The organism is Gilliamella sp. Nev3-1 (assembly GCF_001690435.1).
GTDB lineage: Bacteria > Pseudomonadota > Gammaproteobacteria > Enterobacterales > Orbaceae > Gilliamella > Gilliamella apicola_C.
In genome coordinates this window covers 65,299-89,058 of record NZ_LZHN01000074.1, presented here as the reverse complement: position 1 = coordinate 89,058, position 23,760 = coordinate 65,299, and the positions used below count along the sequence as shown (strand labels likewise).

Annotated in this window: 22 protein-coding genes; 18 read left to right on the top strand and 4 right to left on the bottom strand. The window is 35.1% G+C overall.

The window, feature by feature from the left end:
• The first annotated feature begins 65 nt into the window (after positions 1 to 65).
• From gltX to A9G40_RS11925, 11 genes are all read left to right on the top strand, one after another.
• A complete protein-coding gene (gene gltX / locus A9G40_RS11975; RefSeq protein ID WP_065583224.1) occupies positions 66 to 1,496 on the top strand; it encodes a glutamate--tRNA ligase in 1,431 nt (476 codons plus the stop codon).
• 60 nt (positions 1,497 to 1,556) lie between these two features.
• The gene (locus tag A9G40_RS11970) at positions 1,557 to 3,170 is read left to right on the top strand and encodes an intermembrane phospholipid transport protein YdbH family protein (RefSeq protein WP_065583223.1); all 1,614 of its coding nucleotides are present in this window, start codon (positions 1,557 to 1,559) and stop codon (positions 3,168 to 3,170) included.
• 11 nt (positions 3,171 to 3,181) lie between these two features.
• Entirely contained in the window at positions 3,182 to 3,367 is a 186-nt protein-coding gene (locus A9G40_RS11965; RefSeq protein ID WP_218056985.1) for a YnbE family lipoprotein, read from the top strand.
• Positions 3,368 to 3,472: 105 nt separating this feature from the next.
• A complete protein-coding gene (locus tag A9G40_RS11960; protein ID WP_065583222.1) occupies positions 3,473 to 3,817 on the top strand; it encodes a YdbL family protein in 345 nt (114 codons plus the stop codon).
• A 200-nt stretch (positions 3,818 to 4,017) separates the two neighbouring features.
• Entirely contained in the window at positions 4,018 to 5,691 is a 1,674-nt protein-coding gene (asnB, locus tag A9G40_RS11955) for an asparagine synthase B (protein ID WP_065583221.1), read from the top strand.
• A 451-nt stretch (positions 5,692 to 6,142) separates the two neighbouring features.
• Complete coding sequence (locus A9G40_RS11950) at positions 6,143 to 7,123, top strand: D-isomer specific 2-hydroxyacid dehydrogenase family protein (protein ID WP_065583220.1); 981 nt, start codon at positions 6,143 to 6,145, stop codon at positions 7,121 to 7,123.
• Positions 7,124 to 7,184: 61 nt separating this feature from the next.
• Entirely contained in the window at positions 7,185 to 8,006 is an 822-nt protein-coding gene (locus A9G40_RS11945) for a PTS sugar transporter subunit IIC (RefSeq protein WP_081295699.1), read from the top strand.
• A gap of 43 nt (positions 8,007 to 8,049) precedes the next feature.
• A complete protein-coding gene (locus tag A9G40_RS11940) occupies positions 8,050 to 8,910 on the top strand; it encodes a PTS system mannose/fructose/sorbose family transporter subunit IID (RefSeq protein ID WP_065583218.1) in 861 nt (286 codons plus the stop codon).
• A 26-nt stretch (positions 8,911 to 8,936) separates the two neighbouring features.
• Positions 8,937 to 9,434 (top strand): PTS system mannose/fructose/N-acetylgalactosamine-transporter subunit IIB, encoded by a 498-nt coding sequence (locus tag A9G40_RS11935; RefSeq protein WP_065559971.1) that lies wholly within the window; start codon positions 8,937 to 8,939, stop codon positions 9,432 to 9,434.
• 15 nt (positions 9,435 to 9,449) lie between these two features.
• The gene (locus A9G40_RS11930; RefSeq protein ID WP_065583217.1) at positions 9,450 to 9,893 is read left to right on the top strand and encodes a PTS sugar transporter subunit IIA; all 444 of its coding nucleotides are present in this window, start codon (positions 9,450 to 9,452) and stop codon (positions 9,891 to 9,893) included.
• A gap of 109 nt (positions 9,894 to 10,002) precedes the next feature.
• Positions 10,003 to 10,947 (top strand): hypothetical protein, encoded by a 945-nt coding sequence (locus tag A9G40_RS11925; protein ID WP_065583216.1) that lies wholly within the window; start codon positions 10,003 to 10,005, stop codon positions 10,945 to 10,947.
• A gap of 70 nt (positions 10,948 to 11,017) precedes the next feature.
• Here the strand turns inward: A9G40_RS11925 and satP are convergent, their stop codons facing one another.
• Positions 11,018 to 11,596, bottom strand: a complete 579-nt coding sequence (satP, locus tag A9G40_RS11920; RefSeq protein WP_065583215.1) for an acetate uptake transporter — start codon at positions 11,594 to 11,596, stop codon at positions 11,018 to 11,020.
• Between the two features lie 231 nt (positions 11,597 to 11,827).
• On the opposite strand from satP, the gene dnaK reads away from it, so the two are divergent.
• From dnaK to A9G40_RS11905, 3 genes are all read left to right on the top strand, one after another.
• Positions 11,828 to 13,747, top strand: a complete 1,920-nt coding sequence (dnaK, locus tag A9G40_RS11915; protein WP_065583214.1) for a molecular chaperone DnaK — start codon at positions 11,828 to 11,830, stop codon at positions 13,745 to 13,747.
• Between the two features lie 127 nt (positions 13,748 to 13,874).
• Positions 13,875 to 15,005, top strand: a complete 1,131-nt coding sequence (gene dnaJ / locus A9G40_RS11910) for a molecular chaperone DnaJ (protein ID WP_065583213.1) — start codon at positions 13,875 to 13,877, stop codon at positions 15,003 to 15,005.
• 248 nt (positions 15,006 to 15,253) lie between these two features.
• Positions 15,254 to 16,339 (top strand): hypothetical protein, encoded by a 1,086-nt coding sequence (locus A9G40_RS11905; RefSeq protein WP_065583212.1) that lies wholly within the window; start codon positions 15,254 to 15,256, stop codon positions 16,337 to 16,339.
• A gap of 131 nt (positions 16,340 to 16,470) precedes the next feature.
• Here the strand turns inward: A9G40_RS11905 and grcA are convergent, their stop codons facing one another.
• On the bottom strand, positions 16,471 to 16,854 hold the full coding sequence (gene grcA / locus A9G40_RS11900) for an autonomous glycyl radical cofactor GrcA (protein ID WP_065566106.1): 384 nt from the start codon (positions 16,852 to 16,854) through the stop codon (positions 16,471 to 16,473).
• Between the two features lie 442 nt (positions 16,855 to 17,296).
• On the opposite strand from grcA, the gene ung reads away from it, so the two are divergent.
• Complete coding sequence (gene ung / locus A9G40_RS11895; protein WP_065583211.1) at positions 17,297 to 17,989, top strand: uracil-DNA glycosylase; 693 nt, start codon at positions 17,297 to 17,299, stop codon at positions 17,987 to 17,989.
• On the top strand, positions 17,982 to 18,983 hold the full coding sequence (gntR, locus tag A9G40_RS11890) for a gluconate operon transcriptional repressor GntR (protein WP_065583210.1): 1,002 nt from the start codon (positions 17,982 to 17,984) through the stop codon (positions 18,981 to 18,983). The genes ung and gntR overlap by 8 nt, the downstream gene beginning before the upstream one ends.
• Before the next feature lie 64 nt (positions 18,984 to 19,047).
• Here the strand turns inward: gntR and A9G40_RS11885 are convergent, their stop codons facing one another.
• A complete protein-coding gene (locus tag A9G40_RS11885) occupies positions 19,048 to 19,422 on the bottom strand; it encodes a DUF805 domain-containing protein (RefSeq protein ID WP_065583209.1) in 375 nt (124 codons plus the stop codon).
• 248 nt (positions 19,423 to 19,670) lie between these two features.
• Here A9G40_RS11885 and upp point away from each other — a divergent pair, with 248 nt between their 5' ends.
• Together upp and A9G40_RS11875 are read left to right on the top strand one after the other, a co-directional pair.
• Positions 19,671 to 20,297 carry a uracil phosphoribosyltransferase gene (gene upp / locus A9G40_RS11880; RefSeq protein WP_065583208.1) on the top strand — a complete coding sequence of 209 codons (627 nt, stop codon included), beginning with the start codon at positions 19,671 to 19,673 and terminating at the stop codon, positions 20,295 to 20,297.
• 102 nt (positions 20,298 to 20,399) lie between these two features.
• Positions 20,400 to 21,659, top strand: coding sequence for a uracil-xanthine permease family protein (locus A9G40_RS11875; protein ID WP_442902732.1), 1,260 nt, complete (start codon positions 20,400 to 20,402; stop codon positions 21,657 to 21,659).
• A gap of 570 nt (positions 21,660 to 22,229) precedes the next feature.
• On the opposite strand, the gene lysS is transcribed toward A9G40_RS11875, so the two are convergent.
• Positions 22,230 to 23,747: a lysine--tRNA ligase gene (gene lysS, locus A9G40_RS11870; protein WP_065583207.1), complete on the bottom strand. Its 1,518-nt coding sequence runs from the start codon at positions 23,745 to 23,747 to the stop codon at positions 22,230 to 22,232.
• Positions 23,748 to 23,760 lie beyond the last annotated feature (13 nt).

Genomic DNA, 23,760 nt, shown 5'->3' with positions numbered 1-23,760 from the left:
AAAGGGAGCGTAAGCCACAGTCTGGTTAATGAGGCGCTCGTTTTTGTTATTTTTAGGATTATTTCATGAAAATCAAAACCCGTTTTGCACCCAGCCCAACAGGCTATTTACACGTAGGTGGTGCTCGTACTGCACTTTATTCTTGGCTTTATACTCGCCATGCAAAAGGTACATTTGTATTACGTATTGAAGATACCGATCTTGAGCGTTCAACACCCGAAGCGATTGAAGCGATTATGGAGGGTATGAATTGGTTAAAATTATCATGGGATGAAGGTCCTTATTATCAAACTAAACGTTTTGATCGTTACCATCAGGTCATTGATGAAATGTTAGCCAAAGGTACCGCTTATCGTTGTTATTGTTCTAAAGAACGCCTTGAAAAATTGCGTGAAGAACAAATGGCAAAAGGTGAAAAGGCGCGTTACGATGGCCATTGCCGTTGTGATTCGGTACAAAAAGAACATTCTCATGATGAACCTCATGTTGTTCGTTTTGCTAATCCTATTGATGGTACCGTTATCTTTAATGATTTAATTCGTGGACCGATTGAGATTGCCAATAAAGAGCTTGATGATCTTATTATTCGTCGCACTGACGGTTCACCAACTTATAATTTCTGTGTGGTTGTTGATGATTGGGATATGGAAATTACTCACGTTATTCGTGGAGAAGATCATATTAATAACACACCTCGTCAGATTAATATTCTAAAAGCGTTAGGTGCACCGATTCCTGAATATGGACATGTATCGATGATCTTAGGAGATGATGGACAAAAATTATCTAAGCGTCATGGTGCGGTAAGTGTAATGCAATATCGTGATGATGGCTATTTGCCTGAAGCTCTACTTAACTATTTAGTGCGCCTTGGTTGGTCTCATGGCGATCAAGAGATATTTTCAGTACCCGAAATGATTAGTTATTTTTCATTAGATGCGGTGAGTAAATCAGCCAGTGCATTTAATACTGAAAAACTACTTTGGTTAAATCACCATTATATTAATCATTTAGATGCAGATTATGTTGCTCAGCATTTAGTTTGGCATATGAATCAACAAGGCTATGATTTAGCTAACGGTCCCGATCTCATTACAATCATTAAGCTATTTGGCGAACGTTGTAAAACGCTAAAAGAAATAGCTGAATCTTGTTCTTATTGTTATCAAGACTTTGCTGAGTTTGATGCTGATGCGGCTAAAAAACATTTACGTCCAGTCGCCAAAGAGCCATTAGAAGCAATTAAAGCAAAAATTGAAGCGATTGCTGATTTTGATTGGCAAATTGATAAAATTCACCATGCCATTGAAGCAACGGCAACTGAGCTTGATGTTGGTATGGGAAAAGTCGGCATGCCACTACGCGTTGCCGTAACAGGCATCGGGCAATCACCATCGGTTGATGCGACGGTTTTTGCAGTTGGTAAAAAGCGCACGCTTACTAGAATTGATAAGGCGCTGGCATATATTACACAGCGAGAACAATCTCAAAATTAATAGACATTTATTGCAGGGGATAGATACCCTGCAATTATTTTTGCCAAATCGAGAACTATTATGGTTCGCTTAAAAAAACGCTATTGGATATCACTGAGTATCTTATTTTTGATCGTACTATTTTGCTTGTATGGATGGCGTTATTGGCAGTCATTCAAGCAGAAACATGGGATTATGGTCGACTGGCATGGTGCTAGCATTGGTTTTAAAGGTCTTACTTTTGATGAACTTACTGTAAGTAAGCAATCTCAAATCTCTATAACGGCTAGAAATGTGTTAATTTCGTGGTCACATTTATCAGCAAACAATTTGGATGTTCACTGGCAAATAAATCAATCTGAAACGGTTTTAGATTCTGTCGGCAACGTAGTTGATACTGCTACTGAAAATCTTAATCAATCCGATCTTGATCTCTCTTTGATTCCAACGATTATTTATTGGTCACCTAAGACAATTCATATAGATACATTGCGATTTTATGAACAAGATAAAGAACAATTAGATTTAAAAGTCGATATCAGTAAACAGCAACAAGCTATACAACTTAATCTATCAACCAATACTCAAGATATCACACAATTATCGGCAACTTTATTCTTTGATCAAACTGCCTCACAGTTTAATGTACAAAACGGTCTTTTTAAGTCATCTTTAAATCAATTTGGTCTAAAAAATAGTCATGTAATATTGCCATTTACTGGCTGGGTGTCTGGTAATCAATTGGCGTTAATGACTTCAGATAAAGCTTCAATTAACATAGAAAAGACGAATCTTTCTAACGATTTAATCCTTGACTCTGCCGCAGGGAATTTGAACATTCAACTTGAATCAAAAATTCCATTTGATCGTAATCAACTCTTTGTTACAGCAATGCTAACGATGAATAAACTCAATGGTATTTATAAAAGTAGTGAAATCAAATCGGTGACAGGTGATGTCAATATTATTGTTAAAGATAACCGATTTATGATTTCGACGCCGGCGTTAAATGTCCAAGAAGTAAATATGGGTATCGCCTTTAAAAAGGTAAAATTAGTGGGTAGTTATTCCGCTTCATTTAAAGCTCCTAGCAAAGGAGTAGTGACTTGGAAAAAGCTTCAAGCTAATATTTTTTCTGGTTCAATTTTTATTGAACCGAGTAAATTGAATTTAGCTAAATTACCCCAACAATTAAGCTTAAAGCTAAAGCAAATACAGTTAAAAGAGATTCTTGCTAAATACCCAGCTGAAGGACTTGCTGGGGTAGGTACAATTGATGGTTATTTACCCGTTACATTACTAAAAGCGAAAAAGAAAGATGGATCTGTGTTTGAACTTGCGATTAAAAATGGTCAGTTAACCACAATCAACGAAGGCTATTTACAGTTTGAAAATTCTGCTTTGAAAAATTATGCACAAAATAACCCTAATATGAAAATACTCACTGATATTATTAAAAATTTTCATTATACTAAGCTACAAGGTACTGTTAATTATGCCAACGAAATAGCCAAGCTTGGATTAAATATTCAAGGAAGCAATTTAGATGTCGAAAATGGCAAAGCGGTTAATTTAAATATCAATCTTGAAGAAAACATGACTAAATTGCTGATGAGTTTACAGTTGTCTGATCAAATTAGCGAACCAGTTCGTAAACGAATTCAAGCACATTTAAAAAAAGAATCTTCAAAATAAGGGGTTATTTTATGATGCGAAATGTTATGGTTATAATGGTATTAGCAGGTATGTTAATCGGATGTTCGCCGACGGTTAAAGTACAAGCACCTAGCGAGCCAATTAATATCAATTTAAACGTTAAGATAGACCATGAAATTAATATTAAGGTTGATAAAGCATTAGATAATATAATCAATAAATCTGGATTATATTAATTGTATAAGTTTTATTTTCATCTATTCTTTTGATTGTGGTCAATAGAACAATCTATATTCACACTCAAATCAATAAAATATGATGTATTTACTAAGGAGTTTGTTATGACTATCTGTAAAAAGGCAACCATAGCATTATTGTCCATTATGTTATCTTTTTCTGCATTTGCATTAAATTTAGAGCAAGCTATGGATTCATTAAGCCAAGCCAAAGCGCAAGGTCTTGTTGGTGAACAGGCTGATGGTTATTTAGGCGTTGTTAAAAATGAAGGCGACGCCAGTGAAATTGCGCAACTGATTAATCAGGCACGTAAAACCCAATACCAGAAAGTGTCCAATGAAAGCCATGTCCCTTTAAATGAAGTAGAAAAAAAAGCGGGTAGTAAAGCGCAAGAAAAGACACCAGCAGGCCAATATATAAAACGACAAGGTCAGTGGTTAATAAAATAATCATTGCTTTTTGCAACAACCGAGAAAGTATAACGACATTGCACTTTAATTGTGTATTAATAATGTGTATGCTGTTTGCTTAAATGTTTGTTTACCGCTTTTTTATATTTATCTATTTAATAAAAAGATGGTAAAGTTTTTATCTAATTAGTTTTTACTTGTAATAGTATCGCTTATGCGATTTGAAATGGAGAAAATCAATGTGTTCGATTTTAGGTATTCTTGATATTAAATCAGATCCAGAACAACTACGAACAAAAGCACTAGAGTTATCATGTCTACAGCGTCATCGTGGTCCTGATTGGTCTGGTATTTTTGCGTCTGATAAAGCTATTCTTGCTCATGAACGTTTATCAATTGTGGATGTCAATACAGGATCTCAGCCCCTTTATAATAAAGATAAAACCCTAGTTTTAGCGGTAAATGGCGAAATTTACAATCATCAAGAACTCCGAAATCAGTACAAAGATCGTTATGAGTTTCAAACAGGTTCTGACTGTGAAGTGATTCTTGCTTTATATCAAGAAAAAGGTATTGATTGCCTTGATGAATTACAAGGTATGTTTGCTTTTATCCTTTATGATATCAATAAAGGGAGCTATTTTATTGGCCGTGACCACATTGGTATTATTCCAATGTATACAGGTCATGATGAAAATGGCACATTTTATGTTGCCTCTGAAATGAAAGCCTTAGTACCAGTTTGTAAAACCATTGAGGCTTTCCCTCCAGGATGCTATCTATCGAGCACCGAAGGTGAAATCAAAACGTATTACAAACGTGACTGGATGGATTACGAAAATGTGAAAGACAATAAGACGGATATTAATGCACTGCGTGTTGCATTAGAAGATTCGGTAAAAAGCCACTTAATGTCTGATGTGCCTTACGGTGTTCTATTATCAGGTGGGCTTGATTCTTCGGTCATTTCAGCAATCACTAAAAAATTCTCAGCACGCCGTGTTGAAGATCACGAAAAATCAGAAGCATGGTGGCCACAGTTGCACTCATTTGCTGTAGGTTTAAAAGGTGCTCCAGATCTTAAAGCTGCACAAGCGGTTGCTGATCATCTAGGTACAGTTCACCACGAAATTAACTTTACCATTCAAGAAGGTATTGATGCGATTCGTGACGTAATTTATTTCATTGAAACTTATGATGTCACCACTATTCGTGCGTCCACACCAATGTATTTAATGGCGCGTAAAATCAAAGCCATGGGCATCAAAATGGTACTTTCTGGTGAAGGTGCTGATGAAGTGTTTGGTGGTTATCTCTATTTCCACAAAGCACCAAATGCCAAAGAGTTCCATGAAGAAACCGTACGCAAATTAGCAGCGTTACATATGTATGATTGTGCTCGTGCTAATAAGGCAATGGCGGCATGGGGTGTTGAAGCTCGAGTTCCATTCCTTGATAAGAAATTCTTAGATGTTGCTATGCGCATTAATCCAAAAGATAAAATGTGTGGTAGTAATGGTAAAATGGAAAAACACATTGTGCGCGAAGCCTTTGAGTCTTATTTACCAGCATCGGTTGTTTGGCGTCAAAAAGAACAATTCTCTGACGGTGTGGGTTATAGCTGGATTGATACATTAAAAGAGATTGCCGAAAGTAAAATTACTGATCAGCAATTAGAAAATGCAAAGTTCCGTTTCCCATACAATACGCCGACTTCAAAAGAAGCCTATATGTATCGTGAGATTTTTAACGAACTATTCCCACTTGAAAGTGCAGCTCATTGTGTACCTGGTGGTCCAACAGTTGCTTGCTCAACTGCGAAAGCAATTGAATGGGATGAATCATTTAAAAACCTAAACGATCCGTCAGGGCGTGCGGCGGTAGGTGTGCATAATGATGCCTATAAGAAATAAAGATTAGACTCAAGATAACATTATCTAATTCAAATCTGTAAAAAGGGCTATATGCCCTTTTTTTATATTTAGCTGGAGTATTCTGATTAATCTAATTTTTGTAAAATTCAATTTAACTAAAATATCATAGTTTAATAGCTATATATTCCCCATTTTTCACTCAACGATAACCTAATCATTTATTGAAAACTTTTCATTCTTTTAAAATTTAGTTTGTCCGTTTCATTGATTGATATGTGTTTTTGAAAAAACGCAATTTTCTATACATCATGTCTTGAATCATTTTATGAAAATATTTTATTAAATATGTGATCTAAATTCATTTTTCTCTGAATTTAATAAACTATACTTAATGTTACCAGTCACATAGTGATTGGGTAGGAAGTAGATACTGTTTATTTTCCAATAAATATAATTGTAAGAGTGGTGATTTATTAATTAGGAGCATTGAGTGAAAAATTATAAAATTGCAATAATCAACTCAAGTAGTTTTGGGAAATATTTTCCTGATCATTTAAAACGATTAGAAAAAATAGGTGAAGTAAAACATTTTACTTTTGAAAATAGTATTTCTGGAAAAGAATTAGCTGATGCATTGCAAGGGTTCAATATTGTAATTGCAAGTGTCAGACCATTTTTTGATAAAGCATTTTTTGATAACAAAAAAGATCCTTTATTTTTACTTTCTCGCCATGGAATAGGGTTTAATAACGTTGATGTTATTGCTGCTAAAGAGCATGGAACAATTGTTACTATTGTTCCCCCGTTGGTTGAACGCGATGCTGTTGCTGAAAATGCAGTAACCAATTTGCTGGCATTAATCAGACAAACAGTGCAATCTCAAGCTGCCGTTAAGTCAAATGAATGGAAAAATAGAGCCTCTTTTTTAGGTATTAATGTTACTGGTAAAGTTGTTGGTATTATTGGCTGTGGCAACATTGGTAGTCGAGTAGCAGAAATATTTAAACATGGTTTTAATGCCCAGCTACTTGTTGTTGATCCTAATGTCAATAAACAGTGGGCGAGTGAAAATAACATTGAAATTGTCGATTTAAATTATCTACTACAACATGCAGACATCATCTCTTTAAACGCATCCTTAAATGAAACCAGTTACCACATTTTAAAAGCGCACCAATTCTCTTTAATGAAAAAAGGTGTTTATATCACCAATACCGCAAGAGCTGAATTGATTGATGAAAGCGCATTATTAACTGCGCTTGATAGTGGTATTGTTGCTGGGCATGCAACTGACGTAATGTATGCTGAACCAGCATATAACGATAACCCCTTAGTTAAACATCCTAAAGTGCTTGTTACACCACATACTTCCGCTTATGCAATTGAATGTTTGCAAGGTATGGGGGAAAAATGTGTGCAAGATGTAGAGAATTTTGTTAATAAACTAGAACTTCAATCAGTTGTTTCTTAATGATTTATTTTTAATTATTAAGTAATAATAAAAAACATTAAGGAGTTTATATATGCCAGAAATGCATGTAACTTTTCTGCAGGCAGCGATTATTTCTGTATGGGTTGCGATGGTAATGTCACGGGGATTGGGGGGAGCAACATTAACGTTAAGATTTACTCCAATGATGACAGGTTTAATTGTTGGTGTTGTATTTAATGATATTGCAAATGCAATGATAACAACAGCTGCAATACAGCTAATTTATATGGGTGTCTTTTCTCCTGGTGGTCAAATGCCATCAGAGCCTTCCATTGCTACAGCAGTTGCTGTTCCTGTTGCATTACTTGGAAAAATGGAACCAACAGCTGCTGTTGCGGTCGCTGTCCCTGTAGGTTTATTAGGCTCTTATTTATATCAACTACGATTTTTCTTTAATACTATGATTATGAAATTAACTGAAAAATATGCGCAAGAAGCCAATAGTTCAAAATTAACTTTCTCCATAATCATACTACCCATTATTTGTAGCTGTGCTTTATTTATACCATTTATGTTTGTCGCATTATACTTTGGTGCGCCGATTATTGCCGATGTAATTAAATCAAATGCTGGTGGACTTGTTTTTCATATCCTTAATGTTATAGGTGGTGGGCTGGCAGCTGTTGGTATTGCATTAACCATTTATGTGATTGGTAAAAAGAGTTACATCATATTCTTCTTATTGGCTTATTTTATTGCGGTAATTGCAAAACCACTTAATGTAACAATGGTAACCTACGCCATTGTTGGCGCTATTGTTGCATTTATTTTTGTTTTAGCAAAAAGTGAAGCAGTGAATTGTGCGGCAGAGCAACCTAGAAATAATCCCAATAATAACAATCAAGATGATGACGATTATTAATCTGTAGTTATTCGATTAATAAACTAGATAGAGGAATATTATAATGACAGAAATCGTACAAGAAAGTATTGATCTGAAGCCAGAAGCAATCACGAAAAAGGATATCACAATTGCTTGGTTACGATGGTATTACGCAAATGAAATCCCACACTCATTTGATCGTTATCTTGCTGCATCTTTAATGTGGGGATTAATGCCAATTCTTAAAAAACTATACAAATCAAAAAGTGAACTTGCTGCTGCCTATCAAAGACATTTATTGTTCTTTAATACGCAAATAACATGGGGTGGTGGGACAATTTCGGGAATTATGGCCTCACTTGAATCTGTTAGAGCCGATGAAGTTTATCAAAATAAACCTATCAGTATTGATAATGACGTACTTTATAACACTAAAGCAGGTTTAATGGGGGCTTTAGCTGGCATTGGTGATGCTATTGATTCTGGTACAATACAATATATTTTTATTGCAATTGCACTCCCTTGGGCACAAGAAGGATTGGCTATTGGTGCATTATTCCCCTTCTTTGCCTTTGTAATCTACCAACTTTTTGTAGGCTATTATTTTGCTCAACTAGGATTTAAATTAGGAAGAAACGCTGCGACAGAAGTTGTGGGTAACAAAATGCAGATGCTTATCGAAGGCTTATCTATTTTAGGTTTATTTATGATGGGCATCTTAGCAGCTAGCTATATTAAAGTATCCTCAAGTTTAAAATTTACCTTATCAGGCAAAGATTTTGTTATACAAGATACATTAGATAAGATTCTACCTGGTGCGTTACCCCTCATTGTTGTAATGGGATTGTATTTTTATTTCTCCCAAAAAGGTTTAAAAGTAACCAGAGCATTAGTAGGATTAACCATTATACTTGGTGTTTTAGCAGCAATTGGTATTTTATAAAATAATTAAAAAAGAGGTTTTAAATTATGGGAAAAGTTGTTTTAGCTCGAGTGGATAGTCGTCTTATTCATGGTCAAGTTGCAACTAATGTTTCTAAAGCGGCTGGTGCTAATGCTTTATTTGTTGCAGATGACTATTCAGCAAATGACGAATTCACAAAAAATATCATTCTAGGCGCCGGAGCTAGCACTGGACATAAAATCAGAGTACTAAAAGAAGATGGTGCTGTAAGATATTGGAATGATCGTAAGTACGATGACTTTAATGTTATCTTACTTACTAAAAATATTGAAGTAATGTATAAAATCATTAAAGCAGGCGTACCAATAACAAACCTAAATATTGGAGGTTTACCGCTAGTACCTGGGGCAACATCAATAATTAAAGAAGTATCGATAAACAAAGAGCAACTTGATCTATTGATCGATTTACAAAATAGTTACCCAGATATGGATATCTACTTTCAAGCAACGCCTTCATTGAAAAAAATAACATTAAATGAAGCAATCAAAATGTTTGAGTAATATAGGAAGGTAAAAATGATAGGTGTCTTATTAATTAGCCATGGCAACATGGCTGCGGGAATGAAAGATAGTGTAACAATGATAGTTGGGGAACAAGACAAATTTGAAACACTATCACTTAATCCAGGGCAAGATATTAATCAATTAAAAACGGATCTATTTAATTGTTCAAAATCTTTAGATTCAGGCAAAGGAGTCTTAATTTTTGTCGATCTATATGGAGCCTCTCCTTACAATGCTTCAATGAGATGCGTGCCTCAATGGCGTGAATTGGGTATGGATGTTAGAGTTATTACCGGCATGAGCTTACCAATGGTAATTAATGCGGTATGTAATAGAGACTCATTGTCAGTACAAGAATTAGCCAAAGAGTGTCTTGAGGCGGGTCATGATAATATTCAAGACGCTATTGCTAATATTACTCATTCCAACCAATCTCAGAATGAGGATGATTATTAATTAGTTTAATTTTGCTAATTGATAATATTATCAAGTGTATAGTGAATATGATTAACAAAGTCATATTCACTATAATGTTTAATTTTTATATCTAAATAGTTTATTAATAATGGAAATACTTAAAGATCTTGTGCTCCGATACTGTGTCATATTTGGTAAACGATTTTCTGCTAAACAAAAGATTGCTTTTTTAAGAGTGATATCTAAAGAACTAATTCAATTAGGCTATATGGTTGATGCTAAACTAGCCAAGTTGAAATTAGCAACAAGACGATATGAAAACTATTACAATGCTTATATTGGTGATTTCAATAAAGCTGAATTAATTATTTGCACTTATTACGATACTGGCGTTAATAACTTTAATTTTCAAAAAAAATACGCATTTTCTCCACAATTTAGTAAATTAAGTTACTTTATCAGTATTGCGCCAATCATTATTTTATTCATTGCTTCATTGATACTAAATTATTTTGTTTTTATTCCTGATATCCGTACTCAAGGTTTTTTTAGTATTTCAGGCGTTGGCTCAATTATTTCAACGGTTTTGTTATTTTTTTTCGTCTTTAAATTTAAAAGTGGCATTCCTAACCAAAAGAACTTTGTTTGTAATTCATCAAGCATTATTACCATCATAAATTTAATTAATAAACTTAATAAAAAAGAGAAGAAAAAAATAGCTTTTGTTTTATGTGATGGTGGCAATAGTAACCAATATGGTTTAAAAATGTTGGAAAACTATTCTAACCAAATGAAAAACAAAAAATTTATTTTTATCGATAGTATTGGCAATGGTAACAAGTTAATATTTCTAAAACCGCAACAATCAAATCTACAACTAAAAAATATTACTTTTTACAGTGACAAAATGGAAACACAACTACCTAATTACATCATGATCACATCGGGTGATATAGATGAAAATGGTAAAATTGTTATAAAAAATGCCCATAGCGCAAAAGATAACTACTTGTCGGATAAAGTGATAAACAAACATACTCAATCCCTGCTTGAAATAAGTCGAGCATTGATAAGTAGCAATAATGATAAATAGTAGAGGTAACGTTATTGTGAAGATAAGAAATCACCCCAACCAAAATAATTAGGTAGGGGTGATACATCAATTAATGCGCAACGCCTTTTGGTGCACCAATCGGTAAAATAGTACGACCAAATTGCTCATTAATCACTTCTGCCATTGCCAAATAAACGGCACTTGCTCCACAAATAATGCCTTCAAAACCAGCAATATGAATAATACTATGATTACCTGAAATATTACCAATAGCTAATAAAGCAAATAAAATGGTTAAACTCGCAAAAACAAATTGTAATGCTCTATTACCTTTTAATGTACCAATAAACATAAACCCAGTAAAAATGCCCCATAAAGCAAGAAAAATACCAACAAAAGTTGCATCAGATGGTGCTGTGGCAGCAGAGGTCGGTAAATACCAAATGCCCACTAACGCAATCCAAAAGAAGCCATAAGACGTAAATGCTGTAGTACCAAACGTATTGCCTTTTCGAAATTCTAAAATGCCAGCAATGACTTGTGCAAGACCACCATAAAAAATACCCATCGAGACAATAACCGTCATAGCAGGGAAAAATCCTGCATTATGAATATTTAATAAAATTGTTGTCATACCAAACCCCATTAAGCCTAAAGGGCCAGGATTTGCAAGTTTTGTTTGTTCCATAAGGATCCTATAAATTAAGTTTGATGATTAAAAAGAGCGGCAATAATAAGTGCAGAAAACGCGATAATCAAGATTTCAGGAAAAATTATTTTTTATCACCCCTTGATATTAATAATAATGTTCCCATTTATGTGAAAACAAAAACATTTCTTTGTGAAATTAAGGGCTTGAAAATTCATATTTAAACCCTATATACAAGGAATAAATTACAGATTTTTAGGAGAATAAATTATGGGTAAAATTATTGGTATTGACTTAGGAACAACAAACTCATGTGTTGCTGTAATGGACAATGGTCAAGCAAAAGTATTAGAAAATGCAGAAGGCGATCGCACAACTCCTTCGATTATTGCTTATACCCAAGATGGTGAAACATTAGTTGGTCAACCAGCAAAACGCCAAGCTGTAACCAATCCACAAAACACCTTATTTGCAATTAAACGTTTAATTGGTCGTCGTTTTGAAGATGCTGAAGTGCAACGTGATGTTAGCATCATGCCATATAAAATTGTGAAAGCAGATAATGGCGATGCATGGGTTGATGTTAAAGGTCAAAAAATTGCACCACCACAAATTTCTGCTGAAGTATTAAAGAAAATGAAAAAAACAGCAGAAGACTATCTTGGCGAAGCTGTTACTGAAGCAGTAATTACAGTTCCAGCTTATTTTAATGATGCTCAACGCCAAGCAACTAAAGATGCAGGCCGTATTGCTGGGCTTGATGTTAAACGCATTATCAACGAACCAACAGCTGCAGCACTCGCTTATGGTTTAGACAAAGATGTCGGCAACCGCACTATCGCTGTTTATGACCTTGGTGGTGGTACATTTGATATCTCAATCATCGAAATCGACGATGTTGATGGTGAAAAAACCTTTGAAGTATTAGCAACAAATGGTGATACACACTTAGGTGGTGAAGATTTCGACTCACGCTTAATCAATTATTTAGTTGACGAATTTAAACGTGAACAAAACTTTGATTTGAAAAATGATCCACTTGCTATGCAACGCTTGAAAGAAGCAGCAGAAAAAGCAAAAATTGAATTATCATCTGCTCAACAAACAGATATTAATCTACCGTATATTACAGCTGATGCAAGCGGTCCAAAACATTTAAATATTAAAGTAACACGTGCAAAACTTGAGTCTTTAGTTGAAGATTTGGTTAAACGCTCAATGGATCCTGTAAAAACAGCATTACAAGATGCAGGTCTTTCTGTTTCTGACATTAAAGACGTTATTCTTGTTGGTGGCCAAACACGTATGCCAATGGTTCAAAAAGCGGTTGCTGACTTCTTTGGTAAAGAGCCACGTAAAGATGTAAACCCTGATGAAGCGGTTGCTGTTGGTGCTGCTGTTCAAGGTGGTGTACTTGGCGGTGATGTTAAAGATGTTTTATTACTTGATGTTACACCATTGTCTTTAGGTATTGAGACTATGGGTGGTGTGATGACAGCGTTAATTGAAAAGAACACAACTATCCCAACTAAACATAGCCAAGTGTTCTCAACTGCTGAAGATAATCAATCAGCCGTAACTATTCATGTATTACAAGGTGAGCGTAAACGTGCGGGTGATAATAAATCATTAGGTCAATTCAATCTAGATGGTATTCAACCTGCACCACGTGGTATGCCACAAATTGAAGTGACATTTGATATTGATGCTGATGGTATTTTACATGTATCGGCAAAAGACAAAAATACAGGACGCGAGCAAAAAATTACGATTAAAGCCTCTTCAGGATTAAGCGAAGAAGAGATTCAAAAAATGGTAAATGATGCGGAAGCTAATGCTGATGCAGACCGTAAATTTGAAGAACTAGCTCAAACTCGTAACCAAGCCGATCATCTTGTTCACTCAACACGTAAACAAGTGACTGAAGCTGGTGATCAGTTATCAGCTGATGATAAAAAAGCAATTGAAGATGCCGTAAGCGCTTTAGAAGTTGCCGCTCGTGGCGAAGATAAAGCAGAAATTGAAGCAAAAATTAATGCATTAATGGAGGCATCTAAAAAATTGCTTGAATTAGCACAACAACAAGCCCAAGCAGCTCAAGGTGCGGGTCAAGCAAATAGCGGAAGCTCTACTGCGCAAGATGATGTTGTTGATGCAGACTTCAAAGAAGTTGATGGTGATAAAAAATAGACATTAACTAAAATGTTTTTTAATGAGTTATTTCAACAAGTTTTAAACATATAACAAGTTAAACGGGCGCGAGGTAACTCAAGCCCGTTTAGTTCTTTATGAAAAGAAACAAAAATAAAGGTTAATTATGGCGAAGAAAGATTATTATGAAACATTAGGCGTTAGTAAAAGTGCTAGTGAAAGCGAGATAAAAAAAGCCTATAAACGTCTAGCCATGAAATATCATCCTGATAAAAACCAGGATAATAAAGACGAAGCTGAAGCAAAATTCAAAGAAGTAAAAGAAGCCTACGAAATCCTAACTGATCCGCAAAAAAAGGCGGCTTATGATCAATATGGTCATGCGGCATTTGAACAAGGGCAAGGAGCAGGATCTGGTGGTTTTGGCGGATTTGGTGGTTTTGGTGGTGGAGCATTTGACGATATATTCAGTGATTTTTTTGGTGGAGGTAGAGGGCGTAGTCAAACCACTTCTCGGGGTAATGACTTACAATACAATATCACCCTAACATTAGAAGAAGCCGCAGCCGGTGTTAGTAAAGAAATTAAAGTACCAACTTGGGTAAGTTGTGATACTTGCCATGGACAAGGAGCTGAAAAATCATCGGATGTGGTGACGTGCAATACTTGTCATGGTTCAGGTGTTGTACAAATGCGACAAGGTTTTTTTGCCGTGCAACAAGAGTGCCCAACTTGTCATGGGCGAGGAAAAGTTGTAAAAAATCCATGTAAAAAGTGTCATGGTGAAGGTCGTGTACAAAAAACGAAAACACTTTCTGTTACTATTCCAGCCGGTGTTGATACAGGTAATCGTATTCGACTTTCTGGCGAAGGTGAAGCAGGTTTAAACGGAGCACCTGCAGGCGATTTATATGTACAAATGCAAGTTAAACCACATGCTATTTTTGAGCGAGATGGTACAAACCTGCATTGTGAAATCCCGATTAATATTGCACTCGCATCACTTGGCGGGGAAGTTGAAGTACCAACGCTTAATGGTAAGGTCAGCTTAACGATTCCTGCTGAAACACAAACAGGAAAAATGTTCCGACTACGTGGTAAAGGCATTAAATCGTTGCGCGGTAGCACTATCGGTGATCTTTACTGTCATGTTGTGGTTGAAACACCAGTCAACTTAACAAGCAAGCAAAAAGAATTGCTAAAAGAATTGGCTGAAAGCTTTAAAGCTGACAAAAGTTCTAAACACAGTCCCAAAGAAAAAAGCTTTTTTGACAAAGTGAAAAAGTTTTTTGAATAAAAAAATCACAGCTGAAATAATAGCGAGATTAGGCTACTAATCTCGCATTTAAATTATATAACATTTTTTAATTTAAATATTTTTAGTTTTTCTACTTTGATAAAATAAAGTTTCCTTACAACAATATTTTCATTAATAATCTTATTAGATAATCGATAGTTATTAACTTTAAATGAATGTAGTATACATTAGTTAAATTATTAATATTAGTTATGTATGATTTTAATGGCATGAAGGGAATAATATATATGTTTTTTAAAAATTTTTGGAAAAAATCACCTCCTAATATTAAAGACATACCAAAAGAGCAACAAAGCTCACAAAATCATTTAAGTTTGATAATTCAGGACTTTTGGCAACAGGTAAAAAAATCTGAACAATCTTTTAATGAATTTGAATTTATCGATATAATGAAAAATATCAATAAGCTATTAGATGAAAATCAGTTAGATGTAATTGCTGAAATTACTATAGGGGATACTAAAAAGCATAAAATTATTTTTACCACAAATGGAAAAATTGATCGATTCGAGTATGTAATGGAAATTACCCGACAAGCACCTGATCTTCAGTTTTTCGAAGTAGAAGCATTTCGTCAGCGTATTAATAATGTAGATACATTTGTTATAAAATCTAAAGAGAGTTCTTTCTCATTAGGCGCAACTGATTTATTAATTCAATATAAAGAAAGTTATCGTAAAATATCTATCGGTATTATGTTTGCTAAGACTGTTCCAGAAGATATGGTAAAACAAGCAGAAACGATGGCATTGATTTATCTCGATCATCTATTGGGTGAATATGATTTTGCTGTCAGAGTAGAATCTATTGAGTTTTTAAAGACAGATCACAATGCTGCTACAATTCCTGCTAACCAATTTGTCACTATTTTTGATCGATTATGGAAAGAAGATTTAAAACACACAGGTGTACTTAATGCTCAAGAGGATCAATGGATTGTATTTGAATTAACTGATCTTAAAATGCTAGTGCATCGTAATGAAGCGGCTAATTCTTTGGTAGGGCATGAAAATTATTGTTATGCACTTAATGTTATCGTTGATATTGATAGCAAAGAGACTCTTTCACTTGTTTATGAATTAGAAGATGCTATCAATCTTGCTTTATGTGCTGATGAGCGAGGTATTCATTGTCAAAACAGTTTTAGTCAAGGTATAAGGAATATGTTATGGCATGTAGGAAATAAACACTCAGCACTTCAGTTAGTACAACAAATAACAAACCGATATAATACATTATCAGTTAAAATTGAATGCGAGTTCGATCCTTTCTGGCGACAGTACTTACGTTGGGCTGAATGTCATCAAGCATAAAAAGTATCTACGATTAATGGATACTTTTCCTCACTAATAACTATTGCGTTAGTATATTGTTATATTTAAGTCATAAAAAAAGATAACCTAATTACTTAGATTATCTTTTATAAAACTTGAACTCAATTTAATTAAATTTTCGTTGTAAATGTACGAGCAATAACGTCGCGTTGTTGTTCTGCAGTTAACGAGTTAAAACGCACTGCATATCCAGAAACACGAATTGTTAATTGTGGGTATTTTTCTGGATTTTTTACTGCATCTTCTAAAGTTTCACGACGAAGAACGTTAACATTTAAGTGTTGACCACCTTCAACTTTGATGGTTGGTGCAACATCTAATGGAACTTCACGATATTCGAATTGACCTAATTCGGCAGTTGGGATAACTTGATCTTCTTTATAAACTGATTTAGCTGCCACACAACGAGCTTCTTTAGTAGCGTCATCTAATAACCAAAAAGAGTTAAGAAGTGCTGCATTGTCTGCTTTAGTAATTTGGATACCTGTAATCATTTTAAATCCTCCTAACGGGGCCTTATTGCCCTAAAATAACTAGGGTTAATATAGCACTTTCAAAATTTGATTAAAGTCAAAAAAAGCTATCAATTCAATAAGTAATACCTTTAGTTAGTATTTTTTCTATGTCCCTGAAAATCTATTTATCGCATTAATTCTTTTAAATTTATTAACTATACATTTGTATTATCTAAACATAAGGGTAGATAACATAATACTTTATTTAGTGTAAAGTGTAGCGTAATTGGAAGTATTATAAGAATATTTTATTAGCATTGCTGTCTTGAGCAATAAAGCAACATTTTATATTTAAATAAATATTTTGGTTTAGTGAACCTTAAGCTCATTAGCATTAGGTTTATTATGATTTTTAGGTATAATTATTGCAATCAGCAAATAGTGTTGTTGAGTCATATAAAAATTAGAACATAGGTATTGTATGAATAATCAATTAACATGGCATGATGTTATTGGCGCTGAAAAAGAAAAGCCCTATTTTCAACAAATAATGCAATTTGTGGCATCTGAGCGGGCGAAAGGTAAAATTATTTATCCACCACAGCATGATGTGTTTAATGCATTTCGTTTTACGCCATTTAATCAAATTAAAGTGGTGATTTTAGGGCAAGATCCTTATCATGGCCCTAATCAAGCACACGGACTTTCATTTTCTGTTTTACCAGGAATTAAGCCACCCCCATCGTTATTGAATATCTATAAAGAATTATCAGCAGATATTGAACATTTTAAGATTCCTTCTCATGGTTATTTAGCCTCTTGGGCAACTCAAGGTGTATTATTATTAAACAACGTGCTAACGGTTGAAGCAGGACAAGCCCATTCTCATGCAAAAATAGGTTGGGAAACTTTTACTGACCATGTGATAGCAGCAATCGATCAATATCTTGAAGGAGTGGTTTTTTTATTGTGGGGGTCTCCTGCGCAAAAAAAAGGGCAGTTTATTAATCGCCAAAAACATCATGTATTAACTTCAGTACATCCATCGCCGTTATCCGCCCATCGAGGTTTTTTGGGCTGTAAGCATTTTTCCAAAGCAAATGATCTAATTATACAGCAAGGTAAAACTGCTATAGATTGGCAGCCAAAGCTACCGGAAAAAGTGAATGAGTAATAAAAGACGTCGAACAAGTTTGCAAGAAATTGCCAATTTAATTGGGATAAGTAAAATGACAGTCAGTCGTTTTCTACGTGATCCTAACCTTGTATCAAAACCACTCCAATTACAAATTTCAGCAGCGATAGATAAGCTAGGATATATTCCCAATAAAGCACCCGATATGCTGTCTAACGCTAAAAGTAATGCTATTGGTATTGTGTTCCCTTCTTTAACCAATCAGGTTTTCGCCGATATTTTAAAAGGTATTGAGATGGTGACTGATGTAAGAGGATATCAAACCATGATCACCCATACCGGATACAGTGCTGACAAAGAAGAGTTACGTTTACGCTCATTACTTTCTTATAATATTGACGGGTTAATTTTAACGGAAAGAACGCATACTCCAGCAACATTAAAGATGATTGAAATTTCGGGTGTTCCTGTGGTTGAAATTATGGACAGTGTTTCACCTTGTCTTGATATGGCTGTCGGATTTGATAATTTTACTGCAACGAAAAATATGATTCATCGTATGATAGATAAAGGGCGTCGTAATATTGTTTATTTTAGCGCAAGGCAAGATCAACGAAGTATTATTCGTCAACAAGGCTATGAACAGGCAATGCAAGAAGCGGGATTAAATCCACGAACATTAGCAACTAAAGAAGCGTCATCTTATGAGTTAGGCGCACGATTTTTGCATCAGATTTTAACAGAATTACCTTGCGTTGATGGCATTTTTAGTACCAATGATGATTTGGCCTTGGGCGTATTATTAGAGTGTCAGCGAATGCGTATTGAAGTTCCAAAACAGATAGCGATTGTTGGCTTTCATGGGCATCAAATTGGTCAATATATGAATCCTAAATTAGCTTCTATACAAACACCAAGAATTGAAATGGGGAAGATTGCGGCTGAACTGTTATTAAAACGAATCAACGGCGAGAAGATTGATCGAAAAGTGGTTGATTTGCCTGTTGAATATTTAGATGGAGAAAGTATTTAATAAAATAAAAGGTAACATTGAAATTATTAACCCCATCACGTTTGGTGATGAGGCTAATAGCAAACTATAACCCTTTAGGGTTTTCACCGTATTGGTTGCTGCCTGGTGTTGAATCTAGGCATGCAAACACAAATAACACAATAGCGCCAATTAGTGGGATTAATCCAATCAAAATCCACCAACCTGATTTATTAATATCATGTAAACGACGTACTGTAACCGCTAAACCAGGAATAATTAGTGCAAGAGAAATAATGCATTGGACAAAAACCATCACTGATAGTAATGAATGGCTGATTGAGCCAAAAATTAAGGCAATAAAGTTTAATGCAATCCCTAAAAGACAATTGAAAAGAACATACATCCAATACTCTTTTCTACGTGCTCGCCCATTAAAATTTGCATAATTTTTTGTAATACAATCAATAAACCAATTCATTCTTTATATTCCTTTTTTAATTAAATTACTGAAATAAATTATTCAGGCCACATATTTTAATGAAAAAAAACAAAAATAAAACTCATTTTTATTATTAAATTACTTATTTTTGCATGTTTTTTTATTAATAGTTATATTACTAGTCTACGTGTTACTAGTTTTCATCAAGTGAGATCTATGTTAAAATCACCGCTCAGTGGTTATTTATACCGACTAACCGATTATAGAAAATAACACTGAGGCTCTCCATGAAAATAGTTGAAGTAAAACACCCTCTTGTCAGTCATAAAATTGGATTAATGCGTGAATACGACATTAGCACCAAAGAATTTCGTGATCTTGCCAGTGAAGTTGGCAGTTTATTAACTTATGAAGCAACGGCTGATCTACCTACCGAAAAAGTAACGATAGAAGGTTGGTGTGGGCCTGTTGAAGTTGAACGTATCAAAGGTAAAAAAATTACCGTCGTACCTATCTTGCGCGCAGGTTTAGGTATGATGGATGGCGTGCTTGAACATATACCAAGTGCCCGTATTAGCGTTGTTGGTTTTTATCGTAATGAAGAGACTCTCGAACCTATCCCTTATTTCCAAAAGTTAACATCTGATATTGAAGAACGAATGGCTTTAGTTGTGGATCCAATGCTTGCAACAGGTGGTTCAATGGTGGCAACAATCGACCTGCTTAAAAAAGCAGGTTGTAAAAATATTAAAGTATTAGTTTTGGTTGCTGCACCAGAAGGTATTAAAGTACTTGAACAAGCTCACCCTGATGTTGAACTTTATACCGCATCAATTGATGAGAGGTTGAACGAAAAAGGCTACATACTACCAGGACTTGGGGATGCTGGAGACAAAATATTCGGCACAAAATAAAATCTCAAATTTTAGACCGGTTAAACCGGTTTTTTTATGCCTGTCAAACAGGCAAGTTATACAAAAAATTTAGTTAAGTAAGAGAGGCGAGATGTGAGCAACATCACAACAGACAAAACAGAAAATATAACATCACAGCATAAGCATTCTTGGCAGGATATTTTTACTGGCGCACAAATGTTATTTGTCGCATTTGGAGCATTGGTATTAGTACCGTTGTTAACTGGGTTAAATCCCAATGTAGCGCTTTTTACTGCTGGAGTAGGTACTTTATTATTTCAATTAACCACGAAAGGTAAAGTACCGGTATTTTTAGCTTCATCATTTGCGTTTATTGCCCCTATCTCATTTGGCGTTGCGCAGTGGGGGATCCCCGCTACTTTAGGTGGTTTAGTTGCCGCGGGTTTGGTCTTTATGTTTTTTGCTTTCTTAGTCAAAATGAATGGTAGCCATATTATTGACCGCATTTTACCGCCGGTTGTGACAGGCCCAATTATTATGGTTATTGGCTTATCGCTTGCGCCGGTTACCGTTGGGATGGCAATGGGTAAAAATAGTGGACTACAAGCTGAAAATTATCAATTGATTCTTATTTCAATGGCATCATTATTAACGACTTTAGTGGTAGCTATTTGGGCAAAAGGATTTTTAAAATTATTACCTATTATTTCGGGTATTGTGGTTGGTTATACGCTTTCTTGTATGTTCGGTATTGTCAATTTTCAACCAGTGATTGATGCGCCATGGTTTAAAGTACCTGATTTCACATTTCCTGAATTTCACTGGCAAGCCATTTTGTATATGCTGCCAATTGTGATTGCACCAACCATTGAACATGTGGGTGATATTATGGCAATTAGTACTGTCACAGGTAAAGATTACACGCGTGATCCTGGCTTACAGCGCACATTACTCGGTGATGGACTGGCAACATCGACAGCGGGATTTTTTGGTGGTCCACCCTGTATTACTTATGCAGAAGTAATTGGTGCGGTAACGTTAACACGTAATTTTAAAACTCGCGTCATGACATGGGCGGCAATTTGGGCCATTTTAATGTCTTTTATTGGCAAGATAGGCGCTTTTTTAAGTTCAATTCCAACAGTAGTCATGGGGGGAATTATGGTGCTATTGTTTGGTTCCATTGCATCAGTAGGCATAAATATTTTAGTTAAACACAAAGTGGATCTTTCCGTGCCTCGAAATATGTGTATTGTCTCATTAGTCTTAGTTTTTGGGATTGGTGGGATGATCTTTGATTTTGGATCGTATGCTTTACAAGGTATCAGTTTGTGCGGAATTTTAGCCATTGTGTTAAATCTGATCCTGCCACATCAAATCAAACCGACTGATAACCACTAAATTAATTCAATTATCGTTGACTATAAATATAGTCAACGATATTTATAATATGGCTATGTTAACCTATTACTATAAATTCTCAATTAATCGCCAAACGGTATAGAATTCTGAATATTTTTTACAAAAATATCGCTTAAAACGTGAATATCCCATTTTCATTAAAGTCGCTATCTCTTTCTGTTTTTTCATTCATGGGTGGGCAAGCTATTTTGCTAATTGCTGATTAATACGATGGTTATCACAGATTTTTACTAGTAGGTGCTACAAATTCTCAATTAATCACAAAACGGTATAGGATCGTGAATATTTTTTACAAAAAATATAATCTAAAAAGTGAATAGGTGGATAAATACCTCATAATTATCACACAACTTGCGTATAAAATTATATTGCCTGTTTTATACTCAATCTATTTTATAATTTTATTTATAAATAAGCTACTTATCCGTGATAAGACGAAAGTTTTTATATGGTTATTACAGTCGTTTGTCAAAAAGTTTCAGAAAACTATGTGTTTTAGTATAAAAACACACTTATCAGAAAATAAGTGTGTTTTTAGCAATAAACGCTTTATTTCACTGGACGCATCGTCGGGAATAAAATAACATCACGGATAGTATGGCTGTTAGTAAATAGCATCACCGTACGGTCGATACCAATACCAAGTCCTGCCGTTGGTGGCAAACCATGCTCAAGGGCAGTAATGTAATCTTCATCATAGAACATTGCCTCATCATCGCCAGCGTCTTTTTGGGATACTTGATCTGCAAAACGTTGTGCTTGATCTTCTGCATCATTGAGTTCTGAGAATCCATTGCCAATTTCACGGCCACCAATAAAAAATTCGAATCGATCAGTAACAAATGGGTTTTCATCATTACGACGAGCCAGCGGTGAAACTTCTGCTGGATACTCAGTAATAAAGGTTGGTTGAATTAAATTTGCTTCAGCCACTTCTTCAAAAATTTCAGTGACAACACGACCAAGTCCCCAACCTTTTTCAATTTTGACGCCAATAGATTGGGCAATGGCACAGGCTTTATCAAAATCATCTAAATCGGCATTATTGGTTTCAGGACGATAATGGCAAATCGCTTCACGCATGGTCATTTTAATAAATGGTTTACCAAAATCAAAAGTATGATCGCCATATTGCACAACAGCATCGCCAGTTACAGCAATAGCTAAACGACGGAATAATGCTTCTGTTAATACAATCAGATCTTTGTAGTCAGCGTAAGCCATATACATTTCCATCATGGTGAATTCTGGATTGTGTCTTGGCGATACCCCTTCGTTACGGAAGTTACGGTTAATTTCAAAGACACGTTCAAAGCCACCCACCACTAAACGTTTTAAATAAAGTTCTGGCGCGATTCGTAGATACATGTCTAAATCAAGCGCATTGTGATGCGTAATAAATGGTTTCGCTGATGCGCCACCTGGAATGACTTGCATCATTGGGGTTTCAACTTCCATAAAGTGATTTTCAAGCATAAAGTTACGGATTTCGCTAACCACCTTTGAACGCGCTTTAAACGTCTCTCTTGATTCTTGATTGGTGATAAGATCCAAGTAACGCTGGCGATAGCGCATTTCTTGATCAGAAAGCCCATGAAACTTATCAGGTAATGGGCGTAGTGCTTTGGTTAGTAAACGAATTTCTTCACAATGAATAGAAAGCTCGCCTGTTTTCGTTTTAAATAGGTAACCTTTCGCACCGACAATATCACCTAAATCCCATTTTTTAAATTGCTCGTTATAAAAGCCGTCAGGGAGATCATCACGGGTAACATAAAGTTGGATCTGCCCAGCAACATCTTGCAAAGAAACAAACGACGCTTTCCCCATAATACGGCGCATCATCATACGTCCTGCCACCGTTACGGTAATTTTGTTTTCAATGAGTTCTTCGTTAGTTTTATCGCCATATTGTTTGTGGAGATCGTTTGAAATCGCATCACGGCGAAAATCATTAGGAAACGCAACACCTTGTTCGCGAAGATGAGCGAGCTTTTCGCGACGTACTTTTAGTTCGTTATTTAACTCTTCAATTTGATTTTGTTGATCTTGCTGCTCTGTTGACATAGTTTTACCTTTT

What these genes read in the sequence shown, in the direction of transcription:
- gltX (WP_065583224.1), top strand. Translation starts at nt 66, where the DNA reads ATGAAAATCAAAACCCGTTTTGCACCCAGCCCAACAGGCTATTTACAC.
- A9G40_RS11970 (WP_065583223.1), top strand. Translation starts at nt 1,557, where the DNA reads ATGGTTCGCTTAAAAAAACGCTATTGGATATCACTGAGTATCTTATTT.
- A9G40_RS11965 (WP_218056985.1), top strand. Translation starts at nt 3,182, where the DNA reads ATGATGCGAAATGTTATGGTTATAATGGTATTAGCAGGTATGTTAATC.
- A9G40_RS11960 (WP_065583222.1), top strand. Translation starts at nt 3,473, where the DNA reads ATGACTATCTGTAAAAAGGCAACCATAGCATTATTGTCCATTATGTTA.
- asnB (WP_065583221.1), top strand. Translation starts at nt 4,018, where the DNA reads ATGTGTTCGATTTTAGGTATTCTTGATATTAAATCAGATCCAGAACAA.
- A9G40_RS11945 (WP_081295699.1), top strand. Translation starts at nt 7,185, where the DNA reads ATGCATGTAACTTTTCTGCAGGCAGCGATTATTTCTGTATGGGTTGCG.
- A9G40_RS11940 (WP_065583218.1), top strand. Translation starts at nt 8,050, where the DNA reads ATGACAGAAATCGTACAAGAAAGTATTGATCTGAAGCCAGAAGCAATC.
- A9G40_RS11935 (WP_065559971.1), top strand. Translation starts at nt 8,937, where the DNA reads ATGGGAAAAGTTGTTTTAGCTCGAGTGGATAGTCGTCTTATTCATGGT.
- A9G40_RS11930 (WP_065583217.1), top strand. Translation starts at nt 9,450, where the DNA reads ATGATAGGTGTCTTATTAATTAGCCATGGCAACATGGCTGCGGGAATG.
- A9G40_RS11925 (WP_065583216.1), top strand. Translation starts at nt 10,003, where the DNA reads ATGGAAATACTTAAAGATCTTGTGCTCCGATACTGTGTCATATTTGGT.
- satP (WP_065583215.1), bottom strand. Translation starts at nt 11,596, where the DNA reads ATGGAACAAACAAAACTTGCAAATCCTGGCCCTTTAGGCTTAATGGGG.
- dnaK (WP_065583214.1), top strand. Translation starts at nt 11,828, where the DNA reads ATGGGTAAAATTATTGGTATTGACTTAGGAACAACAAACTCATGTGTT.
- dnaJ (WP_065583213.1), top strand. Translation starts at nt 13,875, where the DNA reads ATGGCGAAGAAAGATTATTATGAAACATTAGGCGTTAGTAAAAGTGCT.
- A9G40_RS11905 (WP_065583212.1), top strand. Translation starts at nt 15,254, where the DNA reads ATGTTTTTTAAAAATTTTTGGAAAAAATCACCTCCTAATATTAAAGAC.
- grcA (WP_065566106.1), bottom strand. Translation starts at nt 16,854, where the DNA reads ATGATTACAGGTATCCAAATTACTAAAGCAGACAATGCAGCACTTCTT.
- ung (WP_065583211.1), top strand. Translation starts at nt 17,297, where the DNA reads ATGAATAATCAATTAACATGGCATGATGTTATTGGCGCTGAAAAAGAA.
- gntR (WP_065583210.1), top strand. Translation starts at nt 17,982, where the DNA reads ATGAGTAATAAAAGACGTCGAACAAGTTTGCAAGAAATTGCCAATTTA.
- A9G40_RS11885 (WP_065583209.1), bottom strand. Translation starts at nt 19,422, where the DNA reads ATGAATTGGTTTATTGATTGTATTACAAAAAATTATGCAAATTTTAAT.
- upp (WP_065583208.1), top strand. Translation starts at nt 19,671, where the DNA reads ATGAAAATAGTTGAAGTAAAACACCCTCTTGTCAGTCATAAAATTGGA.
- lysS (WP_065583207.1), bottom strand. Translation starts at nt 23,747, where the DNA reads ATGTCAACAGAGCAGCAAGATCAACAAAATCAAATTGAAGAGTTAAAT.